Consider the following 16675-nt stretch of genomic DNA (forward strand, 5'->3'; position numbering starts at 1 on the left):
CGAATATCTGGTGGGAGGTTAAAGAGTTTTATCAGAGTTGAGCGATGATTTTTCGTAAATTCAGCTAAGGGCTTATATCCCCAATATCCCGTACAACTGCCCAATAAAATTATCATGAGTATCAGCCATAAGGGATGCCTAATTCCCCTCGGATGTCGGTGGTCAGGTACTGATTTAATTGCTTCAATTAAATTCATTGTTGATGCACTCTGTAGGATAGTCGAGCGCGCTCGGACGATCATCCGAGCGCGCTCGACTATTATAATTTACTTGGGGACAATTAATCCACCCTGCTTCTTAAGGGGGGCTAGGGGGGATATTGCCCGTCTAATTCCCTACAAATAATTAAGTCAAAAACTGGAATTGAGAACCGTTAACGGCCAATGCAAAGGGAGAAATTGGGGACTTCGAGCGCTCTTGTTCCCCCCTTGTTAAGGGGGGTTAGGGGGGATATTGCCCGTCTAATTCCCTACAAATAATTAAGTCAAAAACTGGAATTGAGAACCGTTAACGGCCAATGCAAACGGACTTGCCTGTTCAAATGCACCGACAAGTTCAAAGCTGTCCGTGTTTAAAACTATCCCCACAATCTGCCCGGTAGTTATGTTTTCAATCACCATGTCGTTGATAATTCCGTCATTATCGTAAGCAATCAAATTGTCGTCTTCAAAGAAAAGGTCTTGTTCTGTTAAACCGTCCGTCAAACCGATGCGATCGCCCTCGTCAAAGTTAAAATCGGTAACGACATCTGCTCCCTCTATACCAAATGCTTCATCGTTGCTTCTGAGCACGAATATGTCACCACCGAGACCTCCCGTCAGCACGTCCACTCCCCGATCGCCCGCGATGAAATCGTCGCCCTCATTGCCGTCTAAATCGTCGTCTCCTTGCCCTCCCCGCAGGATATCGTTCCCGAACCCTCCGAAGATAAGGTCGTTTCCGGCGTCGCCCCTAACTACGTCGTTGCCATCATTTCCATCCAGGAGATCGTTATCTTTCCCGCCGTAAATTATGTCATTTCCGCCACCACCACCGATAATATCATTGCCGTTATTTCCTAACAGACGTTCGTTGGAATCCGACGAACCTCCTATAGTATCGTTGCCGTCGAGTCCCCAAACTCCCCAGGGAAAAGACGCCAAATTTCCATTCCCTACGTTAATCTCATCGGGTGTAGCGAATCCCAAAAGACGTGGCCCGCCGCCAGCAAATACAGGAAATCCTGTCGAATCCGCGATGAGATTGTTAACCGTTAAAGCCATAACTATGTCCTTTCACAAATCATGTTATCTGTATTATATATGTTAATTCTTGCATTGCCAAATAGCAAGTTATATGGTAATTTGTATTGCAAGTTTATTGGCTAAATTAGTGACCAGCAACCTGTTTGCCAATTGGTAAGCTGTGTTGCATCTAGATTGCCTATGGTATTAGAGAGGGAGAGGGTCCGATGGGGATCGGGGGAGAGGATTTGGCGATTTTTGATCGGGACTCGAAATATACAATTTAAATGCACAACAGCTTAATTACCAATTGGTAATTACCAATTGGTAATTACCAGGGCTACGCCTCATTCAACCCAAAGCTGCTATATATCTCGCCTCTGAGTCAAATAGCATTAGGTTGCTTACACTATCCGCTACTGTCTACCGCTTATAATGGGTGTTACCCCCCAGGCGGTAAACAGGTTAATATCACCTATAACGTCGAGACTGAGAGGTTGTTTGTGAATAAAAGTAAAAGTCCCTGGGCCCATCCTCCGAGAAAAAACCCAGTTTCCGATACCCATACACAAACTTTACAAACAGGATATAAGCTCTTTACAAAGCCATAATCGCCGATCGCTGACATTTTTTGGCAAAATCCACTGCTTTCAGGTGTTTTACTCATGTCTACTCCTAAATCGTCTGCCCATCAAAACAACAACTCCGTAAAATCACTGCCAGCGACAGATATCGTCCCAACAAAGCAAGACAGTAACAATCTGCCCAGCGAACCAAGTATAGAACAGCTACTGGAAGCTTTGGCGGGCAAAGTACCCAGTCAATCTGCTGAAATTGAACCGTTGAAAACGTGGAAACAAGATTTACAGCGACTGTTTCAATTTCTCGGCGATCGCCGTGTTTTAATCGCAGTAATGCAACCGGGAACTTTTGCCCTGCGTTACGCTAACGCGGCATTTTGTCGCTTGGCAGGTTGGGAGGAAACGCCCTTGGCAACTCAATCTACCAACGGTTTGTTTGCCGAAACCGACATCACTCTGCTGCAACTGTTCGAGGATGGGGACGGCAAAACAGCAGAACAATTGTACCGCCGCCACCTTTTGCACTGGGTATTTAAGCAATATTATCAAATTGACATTGACGGTTTGCGGGTGCTAGACGAACCTGTCACGGCAAGTGTAAAAAACCCCAAACACCGAGAAGCCAGATTTATTGAATTTTGGCTGGGTTCGGAACAGTTAAAAATTACTCGAATTGACTCAAAAATAGATGAATTTGCGGATTTTTCTTTAAGATTAATGCCTGTTGCAGAACGGGAAGCTTGGCTGATGCAGCCGAATCAATTGGAAAATTTAGCCGATCGATTGCAGTTGGATAATTACCGCGTAGAAGGCTTGCTGCTGCTAGAAGGTTTTGATGTCACTGTGCAGGAGCAAATTCGGCGGCTGACTCAGTTATTGATCGATCGAGATTCGATGCTGCGGGCTGACAAATTTGAGAGAATCGATCGGTGTTTGCGATCCCTCTTCAATGCTGACGGCACTTTGCTGCTGCGCCCCGACGACGATCAGGTACAGCTATTAGTTGCAAAAGACGGTCAACATTTGCAGCCGATTCTTTATTCAATGCACTCCCTAGAAGCTTCTCACTTTTTGAAGGCCACAGCAGCAAATCAAGTTTGGAACGTGCCAGACTTGCGTAGGGAGTGCGAAACCGAGTGCGATCGAACTTTGCGGAGAATGGGAACTCGATCGATGCTGCTGGTGCCCCTGGTAGTCAAATCCGTCACCCGCGAGGGGTGCGGGCAGCGGATTTTGGGAGTTGTGGGGCTGTTGTGCGATCGGCCCAACCACTTCAACGGCATTGACGCTAAACACGCCCAAGAACTCATTCCCGCCTTCATTGCAGCCCTGCGGCAAGCCATACAGGAGCGATTTACCCACATTCACAACATCCACCCCGCAGTCGAGTGGCGGTTCGCCCAAGAAGCAGAAAGGCGAAGTTGGGGACTACCTCCCGAAACAATCGTATTTGCTGACGTTCATCCGCTGTACGGAATTTCGGACATTCGCGGTTCTAGCGACGAAAGAAACCGAGCCATTCAAACTGATTTGCTCGAACAATTCCGCTTAGGTTTAGTCATAGCTGATGCCGTTTGCCAAACACAAACTACCCACCTCGGCGAGCAACTGCGGCTCGACTTGCTCGACTACATCGAACATTTAAAAGAAAAAGTAACAGTCGATATGGAGGTGCGAGCCGCCGAGTATTTAAACGAGCATTTAGAAGTATATTTTGACTATTTTGTGCAGTGCGGGCCGAAGGTTCAAGCAGCCGTTGAAGCTTACCAAGCAGCCTGTGAAAATGAACACAACTGCGTTTACAGCGATCGCAACCGCTACGACAAAATGCTGAACTTAATCAGCACCAAACTCCAAGAAACCTGGGCCCGCTGGCAAGAAAAAATGCAGCAAATTTTGCCCCACTACTGCGACATTGAATGCACCGACGGCATGGATCACATGATTTATGTAGGAAAATCCATCGATCCCAAATTTAGCCAGTTTCACCTACACAGTTTGCGGTACGAACAACTACGAGCTATTTGCGATTGCGGCCGCACAGTTTTTCGCCTGCAAGCCGAGTCTCAAATCAACATGGAACTCGCACATTTAGTCTTAGTTCAGAATACCACTATCGACATTTTTCACAACGAAAACACCGAAAAAATGTTTGATGTCAAAGGCACTCGCGACATCCGCTACGAACTTGTCAAAAAGCGGATCGAAAAAGCCGTTGACAAAGATGCACAAGAGCGGATTACCCAGTCGGGGATGTTGACTGTCGTTTATTCCACCGAGGAGGAGTGGGAAGAATATGAGCAATACTTGCGCTACTTGTCTCGCGAAGGTTGGGTAGAGCCAAAAGTTCAGACTGGCATGGTAGAATCACAACAAGGAGTTAGCGGTTTAAAATTCGCCCGCGTGCGTATTTTGCCTGAACCGGAATCACTTTCTACTATCTGTGAAGTTACGGTTGTTACCGATTGAGAAGCCATTCAATTGCCTGTTTTATGCCCAGTGCGATCGCTCCCATCTCCTGCTGTTTGAGACCCAGTGCGATCGCTCCCATGCCCCTGAAAAACGTTGCCGCGAAAGCATTCGGGACTCACACACAAGACCAATATTACATTTATGATGTTTGTTGACACCAAGGGAGCATCTCATATTTGTAAAAACACTTCTTCTTGCTCCTTCCTTCTTCCTCTTTCCTCCTGCCTCCTGCCTCCTGCCTCCTGCCTCAAAACTCCAATTTATAGCTGGGCGGCTTTCATTGAGATGCTCCCGACACCAACGATCAAGCCCACATTTTCACTTAGTGTATATTCCGTGTGATTGGAAATCGCCAAATACACGATCGCAATCACACAAAATCAAGATTAAGTAATGTTAATCTAATGAGAATTAGCTCCTGTAATTTCTAAGTTAAATGATGTTAAACTTATCACAATACCAAATAACTTCTACTCTGCACGAAGGCGTCGAAACAATAGTCTATCGCGGACAAACACCGACAGACGCGCCCCCAGCAATTCTGAAAGTCCTCAAAGCCGAATATCCCACCCTCGAAGCCATTACCAGGCTCAAACACGAATATCAAATCCGCCAAAATTTAGACAGCGAACAAATCGTCAAAGCCATCAGTCTCGAAACATTCGACCACCGATTAGGAATCGTTTTAGAAGACTTTGGCGGCGAATCCCTCGCAAAACTGCTGGAAAGAGAAACCTTGAGCCTGCAAGCAAATTTACACATCGCCATCCAAATAGTCAAAGCCTTACAATACCTGCATTTTCAGCACATTATTCACAAAGACATCAAACCCAGCAACATCATAATTAACTCGCAAACAAAACAAGTAAAACTCACCGACTTCGGCATTGCTACAAAACTCACCAAAGAAAATCCGCAATTTAACAACCCCAACTCAGTCGAAGGCACATTAGCCTATATGTCACCCGAACAAACCGGGAGAATGAACCGCACCCTCGACTACCGCACCGACTTTTATTCCCTTGGTATCACATTATATGAAATGCTGGCAGGAAAATTGCCTTTCTGCAGCAACGACCCCTTAGAAGTAGTTTATAGCCACATCGCAGTTCAACCAATATATCCCCATCACATCAATTCAGAAATACCTGTCGCCATCTCTGAGATAGTGATGAAATTAATGGCAAAGAATGCCGAAGATAGATATCAAAGTGCGGCCGGATTGTTAGCCGACTTAGAATTTTCTTTGCATCAGTTAGAAACCACCGGACAAATTGCCTACTTCATCCCCGGACGCTTAGATATTCTCAGCCAATTGTTAATCCCCCAAAAATTGTACGGTAGAGAACAACAAGTCAACGAACTATTAGCAGCATTTGAACGTGTAGGGGCGGGTTCACCCAAATCTCTGCCACCCAACCTAAATACCGAAAAACCCGCCCGCCCCAATGCAGAAACCCTTTCTGCCGCATCTTTTCCACCAAACCAGAATACAGAAAAATTCGCCCATTGCCAAAGCGAATTAATGCTAGTATCAGGCTACTCAGGCATCGGTAAATCAGCCGTAGTCAACGAAGTTAGCAAACCAATTACCCGGTCAAAAGGTTACTTCATCAGCGGCAAATTTGACCAACTAAAACGCAACATTCCTTATGCCTCATTAATCCAAGCATTTAACTCATTGCTGCGACAATTACTAACAGAAAATGCAGCTTCATTAGAAATATGGCGCACTAAAATTTTAACAGCAGTGGGAACAGACGGCCAAGTAATTGCCGACGTAATTCCCAAAGTTGAATTAATCATCGGCAAACAGCCCGAAGTCCCAGAACTCGCCCCCATAGAATCCCAAAATCGATTCAATCGGGTATTCAAAGAATTTATTCGCGTTTTCGCCCAAAAAGAACACCCCCTAGTTATCTTTTTAGACGATTTGCAGTGGGCAGATTCAGCAACATTAAAGTTGATGCAAATACTGATAACTGACCCTGACCAAGAATATTTGTTGCTAATCGGTGCCTATCGAGACAATGAAGTTAGTCCCACCCACCCCTTAATTCAGACTGTAGAAGAAATTGAAAAAACTGGTACAAGAGTCAACAATATCGTGCTGCAACCGCTGGATTTAGCAAATGTGACGGAATTAGTCACTGAAACACTTAACACGGGTACAGAAAAAGTAACAAATCTAGCCGAGTTAATCTGGAATAAAACGGGCGGCAATCCTTTTTTCTTGACTCAATTACTCCAAGCACTTTATCAAGACTCTCTTTTAAAATTTGAATTTAATCACATTACAAATGAGGTAAGTCAAACGGGCTGGTATTGGAGTATTGATGAAATCCAAGCCATCGGAATCACCGATAAAAGTGTAGTGGAACTGGTAGCTTCTCGCATTGAAAAGCTGCCCGCACCCACGCAAGAAGCGTTGAAGCTAGCAGCTTGCGTGGGAGATAAATTTGCTCTAGATGTGCTGTCACTTGTTAGCGAAAAGTCAGCTAATACTACAGCAACGGAACTTTATTCAGCTTTGCAATCAGGGTTAATTCTGCCATTGAGCGATGCTTATCGCATTCCTTTAGTTTTTGATCGAGCCGAATCAATCCATCTCAAGTTAGACACTTCGCGGGTTAGTTACAAATTTTTGCACGATCGCGTTCAGCAAGCCGCATATTCGCTGATTCCCGAAGACCAAAAGCAATTAACCCATTTAAAAATCGGTAAATTACTGTTACAGAATACTCCACCAGACAAGCTAGAAGAAAACATCTTTGATATCGTCAATCAATTAAATGTCGGAGTTGACACGATTAGCCAAGAGTCAGAAAAAACTCAGTTGGCACAATTAAATTTAACTGCTGGACGCAAAGCCAAAGCGGCGGCTGCGTATGAAGCTGCTGTTAGGTATTTGCGGGTTGCTATGGAACTCTTGCCTGCGGATTCTTGGCAAAGCCACTATGACTTAACGTTAGCAATTTACGAGTCAACGGCAGAAGCTGAATACTTAAACATCAACTATGAAGATTCAAAAAAGATGGTTGATATTGTCCTGCAAAAATCTAAAACCTTACTAGAAAAAGTGAATGTTTATGAACTTCAAATCCAGTCTTATAACGCTCAAAATAGAGTGGTAGAAGCACTAAATACAGGACTGGAAGTGCTGCAACTGTTAGGCATTTCTTTTCCTCAAAATCCCCACGCGCTAAATATTATGGCGGGACTGAGTAATACCAAACTGAGCTTGGGATTGAAACGAATTGAGGATTTAGCTAACTTGCCAGAAATGATTGATCCCGAAAAACAAGCAGCCATGCGGATTTTATCAGGGATTCTCAGCAGTGCTATTCAGGCAAAACCCCCACTGATACCGCTGCTGGCATTTAGGATGGTCAAGCTGTGTATTAAATACGGTAATTCGCCTTATGCAAGTATTGCCTACGTTTATTATGGCGTAGTTATGTGCAAGCTAGGGGACATTAGTTTGGCATACCAATTCGGTCAACTGGCAATTAGGATGTTAGACAAATTTCCCTCCCGTTCAATCAAAAGTAGAGTTTATGCAACATTTGGTTCTTTTATTCACCACTGGAAAGCCGATCTCAAGTCAGGATTAGACGATCTCAAAGAAGGTTTTAAAACTGGGATGGAAACTGGAGAGTTGGAATTTGCTGGTTATGCTATAGGTGCATATTGCTTAAACAAACTGTCGATAGGAGAGCCTCTAGATTTGGTGGATCAGGAGACTGGTAAATATATGAAACTAATGCAGCAATCTCAACTAGAAATGGCTGTACAGTATATAAGTATAGGCAGGCAGACAGCCCTCAATTTGCGCGGTCAAGCTGTCGAACCCTGTCATTTAGTCGGTGAGAGATTTAATGAAGTTAAAACGCTCCCCCTTTTAATAGAATGTAAAAACTTTTTTTTAGTCGGTTTGGTTTATCATGCCAAAACTCAGCTTAATTTTATCTTCAGAAACTACGCGCAAGCATTAGAAAATTCCAGGTTATTTGAGAAACATGAGGAGTCTGTAGCCGGATTTGATGTGGTTGCTCTGAATAATTTTTACTCCTCTCTCAGTATCCTCGCTTTGTATCCAGCAACTGGCAAAGGGGAACAAAAGGAATATTTGGAAAAAGTGCTGCAAAACCAAAAGAAGATGAAAAAATGGGCAGTTCATGCTCCGATGAATTATCAACACAAATACGACTTGGTAGCAGCGGAAACAGCGCGAGTTTTGGGACAAAATACCGAAGCAATGGAATTGTACGATCGCGCAATTGATGGAGCCGCCAAAAACGGTTACATTCAAGAGGAAGCATTAGCCTGTGAATTAGCAGGAGAATTTTATCAAGCTTTGGGTAAAGAGATAGTTTCTCAAGCATATCTGACTAAAGCCTATTATGGATATATCCATTGGGGAGCAATAGCTAAAGTTAAACACTTAGAATCAACACATCCTTTCTTAGCAGCACAGACGCGCACAATTCAAACCCCAACCCTCGATGTCACCCGCACTGCCACGGGAAATACTACCAGTAGTAGTTTAGGCGATTTATTAGACTTAGCTACTTTTATTAAGTCGGCGCAAGCCATTAACGGTGAAATAGTTCTAGAAAAATTGTTGACCAAATTAATCAAAATTATTTTAGAAAATGCGGCAGCTCAAAAAGTAGTGCTGCTGCTGCTGAAAAACGATATTCTCTGCATAGAAGCTACTGGCTGTTTTGCGGAGGATAAAGTAACACTTTTACCCTCTATTACAGTAGAAAATAGTCAAGATGTTCCCCTGTCTGTGATAAATTACGTCCACCGCAGTCAAAAGCATCTGGTTTTAGACAATGCGACTGTCGCCGAACCTTTTAATGTAGATACCTACATTCAGAAATATCAACCAAAATCAATTCTCTGTTTGCCAATTCTTTATCAATCTCAGCGGCGTGGAATAATTTATTTAGAAAACGCTTTGACAGTAGGAGCTTTTACAGCCGAGAGAGTAGAAGTATTCAAAGTGTTAATTTCTCAAGTTGCTATTGCAGTAGAAAATGCTGGTTTGTACGCGCGGGAGCAAGAAAAATCTAAACAGTTAGAAAAATCTTTCAATGAACTGCAACAGGCGCAACTGCAACTCATTCAAAGCGAAAAAATGTCTGCTCTCGGCAACTTGATTGCAGGGGTTGCTCACGAAATTAACAATCCGCTTGGTTTTATTGCGGGCAATCTTGATGCTGCTGCTGAGGCGAGCTTAGATTTGATTGATTGCTTACAACTTTACCAAGAAAAATTTCCTAATCCTGGAGATGAGTTAGAGGATAAAGCATCGGAGATTGATTTAGAATATTTGATCGAAGATTTGCCGAAAATGCTTTTATCTATGAAATCAGGTACAGAGCGCATCCGCAATATTAGCAAGTCTTTGCGGACCTTTTCCCGCGCTGACAGTGCGAATAAAGTGTCAGCAAATATTCATGAGGGCATCGACAGCACTTTGATGATTTTACAGTATCGCCTGAAAGCTAAAGATACTCGCCCCGCGATTAAAATTATCAAAGAATACGGAGATATCCCGCCAGTTAAATGTTATTTTGGGCAACTGAATCAGGTATTTATGAATTTGCTGGCAAATGCGATCGAGTGTTTTGACGAATTCAATCAGGGTCGCACTTATGCTGAAATTGAAGCTTTACCGAATACGATCGCCATTATCACTCAAGTCTCCGAGGATAGCAACAGCGTGGTGATTAAAATCAAAGATAACGGTCAAGGGATGTCATCGGAACTCAAGTCGAAAATATTTGACCATTTATTTACTACTAAAGGAGTAGGGAAAGGTACGGGTTTGGGGTTGTCTATCAGCAAGCAAATTGTGGAAGAAACCCACGGCGGTAAACTAACTTGTGAATCGGTGCTGGGAGAAGGTTCGGAATTTGCGATCGCCCTTCCCCTGAATTAAGATTATGGAACTATGGCGTGTTTTAAAACCCGCAGATCCCCCCTACTCCCCTTTTTAAGGGCGATTTAGGGGGATCGAGACTCGGCTAAAAACGGCACAGCACATATATGAAAATTTGTCAATGCCTAATTATTTCGGAAAAAGTCCGCTGTTCACAGTCTACATTCGGCAGTATGCAGTTACATTATTAGCTAAATGTAATAACTATATTTGATAGGAGTTTTTCGAGTGAACGCTGCCGAACAAGCCAAAAATATAGAAGTTGCCAGCAAAATTGCTGCGGTTGTTAATTTATTCAAGTCGGAATTCCCGGATACAAAAGTCGATTTAAAACCTTGGATGAATGACCAGGATACCAGAGAACTGGTAGATCCAGATTCGATCGACATTGGCTTCCATTTCCCCGGTAGAAGCCGCTTGCTGCAAAGCCGCAGCATCTTGATTCAAATCCGATTTTACCAAGATCCGGTGGAAGGATATCGGCGGGCGATCGGGGTTGAGGCAGCCGGTTACGATCATACTGGTCAGCAGTGGCGCTTTTCTACCGTTGACAATTGGGGTTTTGTCGGTGCAACCGAACCCGCTGCGGAGTCTGCCCAAAAACTCAAAGACTTTTGCCGTGAGATATTCGGTTTGTTTAATCAATCTTTTTGAGGACTTCAGTTTTCACGGATCTCCTGTTTGTAGTAAAGACTTTATTCCTTGCTATTATCGCAATTGTCGATCGACCTACAGCCAACTGGATAAACAGATTTGTAAGTAGTCGATCGCTTGCCAAACAAAGTATAGCGGTTATCGCGGACTTGTTCGTACACGCGATCGCCCATCCACTTCATCCCCGGCATGGCGCGGTAAGCAGCCACAAACACCTCGCCAGCAGGAAGTATTCGCCCGATTTCCTCCGCCGCATCGCTGCCCTGCCAGCGCCGTTCCGGGGTGTTGCCATCTATCAAAATCATGCCCATTTCGCAGTCTTCAGACGTAATCCCAAAGCGATTTAATTGCTCTAAATCTTGCATGGAAATATACTCAAAATTCTTGCCTTGGTCTAAGTTTTCTAGTAACTGCACCAAGGTAACGCAGAGATTGCAATTGCCGTCGTAAATTACGCTATATTTCATTAGTTGACTGTTGACTGTTGACTGTTGACTGTTGACTGTTGACTGTTGACTGTTGACTGTTGACTGTTGACTGTTGACTGTTAACTAATGACTACTGACTACTGACTACTGACTACTGACTACTGACAACTGACAACTGACAACTGACTACTGACTACTGACTATTCCCCACAGGAATCTCGATCGCAAATTCCGTGCCTTGACCCGGTGCAGAATCGCACTTAAGCAGCCCGCCGTGTTTTTCCACCACAATTTGATAGCTGATAGACAGCCCCAAACCAGTACCTTTACCAGGTTCTTTCGTAGTAAAAAACGGATCGAACAGCCTTTCGTGAACATCTATCGGAATCCCCGGCCCGTTGTCAGCAATCCGAATCACAATATGAGAAGGATGTCGAATTGAATTATCATAAACAGCAGAATCTGCTTGGATCAAAGCATCCTGTTCATATTTTACATCCGTACAAATCCGCAGCGTCGGCGAAGGACAATAAGGAATAAGCGCCTGTTCCCCCTCCGCCCACTGTCCAGTCTCCATTGCCTCTTCCAAAGCATCAATTGCATTGCCGATAATATTCATAAATACCTGATTCAACTGTCCTGCATAACACTGTACGCGGGGCAAATTCCCGAATTCTTTGATCAGCACAATTTTAGGATGCCCTGCCGTTTCTTTCAACCTGTGCTGCAAAATCAACAAAGTGCTTTCAATCCCTTCGTGAATATCCACCTGCTTTTGTTCGGCTTCATCTAATCGCGAAAAATTTTTCAGTGACAGCACAATTTGGCGAATTCGCTCTGCTCCCATTTTCATCGAATTTAACAGCTTCGGCAAATCTCTGAGCAGAAAAGTCAAATCGATATCATTTATCTCTTGTTGAATAATCGGTGTTGGGTGCGGGTATTCCTGCTGGTAAAGTTGCAGAATTTTTAGCAAGTCTTGAAAGTAATCGTCAGCGTGCATGACGTTGCCGTAAATAAAGCTAACTGGATTGTTGATTTCGTGAGCAACCCCAGCGACTAATTGACCCAAACTTACCATTTTTTCATTTTGAACCATCATGCTTTGAGTTTTATGCACGTCCCGCAGGGCTTTTGCCAGTTCTTCATTTTTAGTCCTCAATTGACTTTCGGAAAGCCGCACCGCTTCTTCTGCGTGTTTGCGATCGGTAATATCTTTGCGAATTGCTACATATTGATGGGGTTCTCCGCTGGGATTTAAGAAAGGTACAATCGTAGTATCCAACCAGAATAATGTGCCGTCTTTAGCTTGATTTTTCATTTCTCCCCGCCAAACCTTTCCCTGGCGGATGGTTGACCAAAGCTGCTTGAAAAAATCGGCTGAGTGATAGCCAGAATTGACAAGTCTGTGGGTTTTGCCGAGCAGTTCTTCTCGGGAGTATTTAAAGAGTTCGCAAAATTGCTCGTTGACATAGGTAATGGCTCCGAATTCGTCGGTATTCGAGACAATTGCCGATTGATCCAAAGCAAATTTTTCAAATTCCAACTCTTGGAGAGTTTGGCGCAATTCTGCTTCTGCTTGTTTGCGATCGCTAATATCGGTAATCATCCGCAACACCCCGGAAAAATTGCCCTCACCGTCGAACATCGGCGTCGCGGACACGATCGCCCACAAGTGAGATCCGTCTTTCCGAGTAAACTTAAAATCGTGGCGTTCGCGAATGCCTTGCCGCCGACGCTGGACGTAACTTTCTGCTATTTTCCTAGACTCGCAGTCGATAAACTCAAATAGCGATCGCCCCAGCATTTCCTCCACAGTATACCCCAGCATTTCGGCCATCCGAGAGTTAGCAAAAGTCGTGGTACTTTCGCTGTCAAACATCCAAACGCCCTCCGAAGCCGTCTCGACAATGCAGCGGTAATAATTCTCCCTCTCCCTGACTGTTGCCTCTGCTTGCTTGCGAGCGGTAATATCAGTTTGCACCGCAATAAAACCTTCGAGTTCCCCATTTTCTTGATAAATTGGGGCGATCGAAAGCGCCACCCAATAACCCTTTCCATCCTTGTTGTAATTGTAGATTTCCTGATTAAACGGCACGCCTGCAGCCAAAGCCGATCGTAGTTGAGCAATAGTTAGCGGGTCTGTTTGAGCGCCTTGCAGTACATCACCCGGTTTTTTGCCCTGCATTTCGGCCAGCACGTAACCGCTAATCCGAGTAAATCCTTCATTCACCCATTCAATGCAGCCTTGAGCATCAGTAATAATCACACCATTTTGCGTTTTTTGAGCCACAATGGCCAAACGCGACAATTCTGTTTCAGTTTTTTTGCTTTCCGTAATATCTTCAGCAATACCCAGAATGTACTTAGGCGCGCCAGACTCGTCAAACAAAGGAACTTTTTTCGTGTGCACAATCCGCTTTCCCCCGCGCGGAAGTTCGATAGTTTCTTCGGGCAAATCGATACCTTTTCTCGTTGCCAACACTTCTAAATCTTGTGCTTGCAAGTAATTGGCATGATCTGACTCGAACAAATCAGCAGCATTGTTTAAGATCACTTCATCCCTGGAATAGCCAAACAATTCTTCGCTAGCAGTATTCCAATAAATAAATCTTTGCTCTACAGCATCTTTAATAAAGACACTACTCGGCAGATTTTGCAGTACCGCATTGAGAAAATCTTGAGTGTTTCGCAGGTTTTCCTCAGCTCGCTTTCGTTCAGTAATATCCAAAATTACTCCGTCGAGATAGACAACCCGACACAGAGAATTTGCGATCGGTGAAATTGGCGAAATCGGCGAAACCACAGCAGACAAAAAGCCCTCAATTTCCCCTTGTCCCTCTTGTCTTCCTCTATCCTCTTCCGCCTCGACGCAAACAGCTTTGCCTTTTTCGTAAACCCAGCTAATTTCGCCGTCAGCCCGGACAATGCGGTATTCAAGGATGTACGGAGCTTGGGTTTCTACACTTTTTTTGACAACACCATCCACATTTTTGCAGTCTTGAGGATGGATAATGCTGGCAAAAGAACGGACGCGATCGTTGATAAAATCAGAAGAGGGATAGCCTGATATTTCTTGAACAGCCTCGCTCAAAAACGCCATTGTCCGTGTTAATTCCCCGGCGTCCGTATACTCGCAGGTACAGCGGTAGACAGCACCGGGAATATTAGCTACTAAATTTTTATATCGTTCTTCGCTTTTTAACAAAGATGAGCCGTCTTCGTTATTGCGATCGCCGTTCTTAAATGTAGAAGAATTGGAAGAAGTTTGCATGGTTTTTTTTCATTTGTGAGTGCAGGGGCAAGTAGTCGAGTAGATGACCCTATAAAAAGTGAATTTAATGTGCGAATTAATTCGTTATAAACTAATATAGTACAAAATTAGTTCTGCGAACATTCAGAAAATTTGAGGGCGGGTAATAGGTAAAGCTAATCAAGGCTATAGATATAGAAAACAGTTCGGAAACGCATTGTCTAACGGATTGAACGCATTTAACGTATGTATGTTGAGGCTCGAGGGAAACAGGGAAGATTTTCCCCTTTCTCGTTTTCCCACTCCCCCTCTCTCCCCATCTCTCCCTCTGCCAATCCCCCACTCCCTCACTCTCGTTACAATAAGATAAGTGGCCTTGTTACTGATCGCCCCTCAAACAAAACACCGTCAGGAACCTCAGCCTTTAGGCATGAGGCTTGAAGGAGAAATCTAACAAGCCGTTCTGACGGGCCTCAGTCTTAACTGACTACGTTTTTCGAGTCATGACACCCTGGGATGCGTAGCTAGTCCTTTGCTCTGTCGTTGAGAGTTAAACAGTTCTAAGGTAACAGGAACAGTGCTTTCAACCTAACAAGCTCTTAAAACTTTGACCGACAAGCTAACTTTACTCCGAAAAGAGATTGAGGCAACCATACCTCACGCCTTGGGGCAACCATACCCCTCCACCCCGCGAGGGGATTCAATTCAATGTAAAGCCGTCCTAAAAGGACGGGGTTTCAAACCCATAGTTCTGATGACTCAACAACAACCCCGGATTTGCATTCTCGGCGGAGGCTTCGGCGGACTCTACACAGCCCTGCGCTTGAGTCAGTTACCCTTCTCCAAAACCGAAAAACCCGAAATAGTCCTAGTTGACCGTCGCGATCGATTTTTGTTCGTTCCCCTGCTGTACGAACTCCTGACCGGCGAACTCCAAACCTGGGAAATTGCCCCGCCGTTTGCCGAACTCTTGGAAAGCACAGGTGTGCGCTTTTGTCAAGGTACTGTCTCCGGCATCGATGTGGAGGAAAAACGAGTGAAGTTGCACGACGGCCCAGAAATTCCGTGCGATCGCCTGGTTTTGGCTTTAGGCGGCAAAACCCCCCTAGATATGGTCAAAGGTGCCGTTGAATACGCTTACTCATTTCGCACTCTCGACGACGCCTACCGCTTAGAAGAAAGATTGCGGTTTTTAGAAGCCAGCAACAAGGACAAAATTCGGGTTGCGATCGTCGGGGCCGGTTATTCGGGAGTAGAATTAGCTTGTAAATTAGCCGATCGACTCGGAGAAAAAGGTCGCGTGCGGTTAGTCGAGCAAAGCGATATGATTTTGCGGACATCACCGGAGTTTAACCGCGAAGCCGCCAGCCAAGCTTTAGAAAAACGGAAAGTGTGGATCGACTTAGAAACAGAAGTAGAGGCGATCGAAGCGGACACAATATCCTTACTTTACAAAGGACAATTAGATGTTCTCCCCGTAGACATAGTGCTGTGGACAGTAGGAACTCAAGTTAGTCAAGCAGTGCGATCGCTACCCCTCAAACAAAACCGCCGCGGTCAATTAATAGTCAATTCACAACTGCAAATTATCGACCATCCAGATATATTTGCCTTGGGAGACATAGCAGAATGTCACGATGCAACTAATCAAAAAGTCCCCGGAACAGCCCAAACAGCATTCCAGCAAGCTGACTACACCGCCTGGAACATTTGGGCATCCCTCACCGGCCGCCCCTTACTTCCTTTCCGCTATCAGCCACTAGGAGAAATGATGACATTAGGAATTGACAACGCCACCCTAGCCGGTTTAGGAATTAAACTCGACGGACAACTAGCCCACATTGCTCGCCGCCTAGCCTATCTCTATCGGATGCCAACATTTGATCATCAACTAAAAGTGGGTTTCAATTGGATTAGCAGGCCGATTCAGGAGTTGCTTAAAAGCTAATCGATGCTTCTTCAAATAGATCGGCAACAGGCTTTCCGGCCTGTTCCCAAAAAATTCAATATTCTTGTGGAATGGGCATCTTGCCCGTTCCCAAAAAATTCAATATTCTTGTGGAATGGGCATCTTGCCCGTTCCCAAAAAATTCAATATTCTTGTGGAATGG

The 16675-nt window shown here is 44.5% G+C and carries 8 protein-coding genes; 4 read left to right on the forward strand and 4 right to left on the reverse strand.

Annotated elements, in window-relative coordinates:
- Both QUA16_RS24175 and QUA16_RS24180 read right to left on the reverse strand, forming a co-directional pair.
- On the reverse strand, window positions 1–197 hold a 197-nt coding region (locus QUA16_RS24175; RefSeq protein WP_333181381.1), incomplete at its 3' end, for a transposase family protein.
- Window positions 198–479: 282 nt separating this feature from the next.
- Complete coding sequence (locus QUA16_RS24180; protein ID WP_333103163.1) at window positions 480–1262, reverse strand: calcium-binding protein; 783 nt, start codon at window positions 1260–1262, stop codon at window positions 480–482.
- 626 nt (window positions 1263–1888) lie between these two features.
- Between QUA16_RS24180 and QUA16_RS24185 the strand changes: the two genes are divergently transcribed.
- The 3 genes from QUA16_RS24185 to QUA16_RS24195 all read left to right on the forward strand — a co-directional run bounded on the left by QUA16_RS24185 (window position 1889) and on the right by QUA16_RS24195 (window position 10883).
- Window positions 1889–4273, forward strand: coding sequence for a GAF domain-containing protein (locus QUA16_RS24185; RefSeq protein WP_333103165.1), 2385 nt, complete (start codon window positions 1889–1891; stop codon window positions 4271–4273).
- Window positions 4274–4715: 442 nt separating this feature from the next.
- Complete coding sequence (locus QUA16_RS24190) at window positions 4716–10229, forward strand: trifunctional serine/threonine-protein kinase/ATP-binding protein/sensor histidine kinase (RefSeq protein ID WP_445252194.1); 5514 nt, start codon at window positions 4716–4718, stop codon at window positions 10227–10229.
- 228 nt (window positions 10230–10457) lie between these two features.
- Window positions 10458–10883: a hypothetical protein gene (locus QUA16_RS24195; RefSeq protein ID WP_333103171.1), complete on the forward strand. Its 426-nt coding sequence runs from the start codon at window positions 10458–10460 to the stop codon at window positions 10881–10883.
- A 41-nt stretch (window positions 10884–10924) separates the two neighbouring features.
- Here QUA16_RS24195 and QUA16_RS24200 read toward each other — a convergent pair whose 3' ends face one another.
- Window positions 10925–11350 (reverse strand): DCC1-like thiol-disulfide oxidoreductase family protein, encoded by a 426-nt coding sequence (locus QUA16_RS24200; RefSeq protein WP_333103173.1) that lies wholly within the window; start codon window positions 11348–11350, stop codon window positions 10925–10927.
- A 154-nt stretch (window positions 11351–11504) separates the two neighbouring features.
- The gene (locus QUA16_RS24205; RefSeq protein WP_333103175.1) at window positions 11505–14585 is read right to left on the reverse strand and encodes a PAS domain S-box protein; all 3081 of its coding nucleotides are present in this window, start codon (window positions 14583–14585) and stop codon (window positions 11505–11507) included.
- 733 nt (window positions 14586–15318) lie between these two features.
- On the opposite strand from QUA16_RS24205, the gene QUA16_RS24210 reads away from it, so the two are divergent.
- Window positions 15319–16512 carry an NAD(P)/FAD-dependent oxidoreductase gene (locus tag QUA16_RS24210; RefSeq protein WP_333103177.1) on the forward strand — a complete coding sequence of 398 codons (1194 nt, stop codon included), beginning with the start codon at window positions 15319–15321 and terminating at the stop codon, window positions 16510–16512.
- The last annotated feature ends 163 nt before the right edge of the window (window positions 16513–16675 follow it).

This window comes from Microcoleus sp. S13_C3 (assembly GCF_036700905.1).
GTDB lineage: Bacteria > Cyanobacteriota > Cyanobacteriia > Cyanobacteriales > Microcoleaceae > Microcoleus.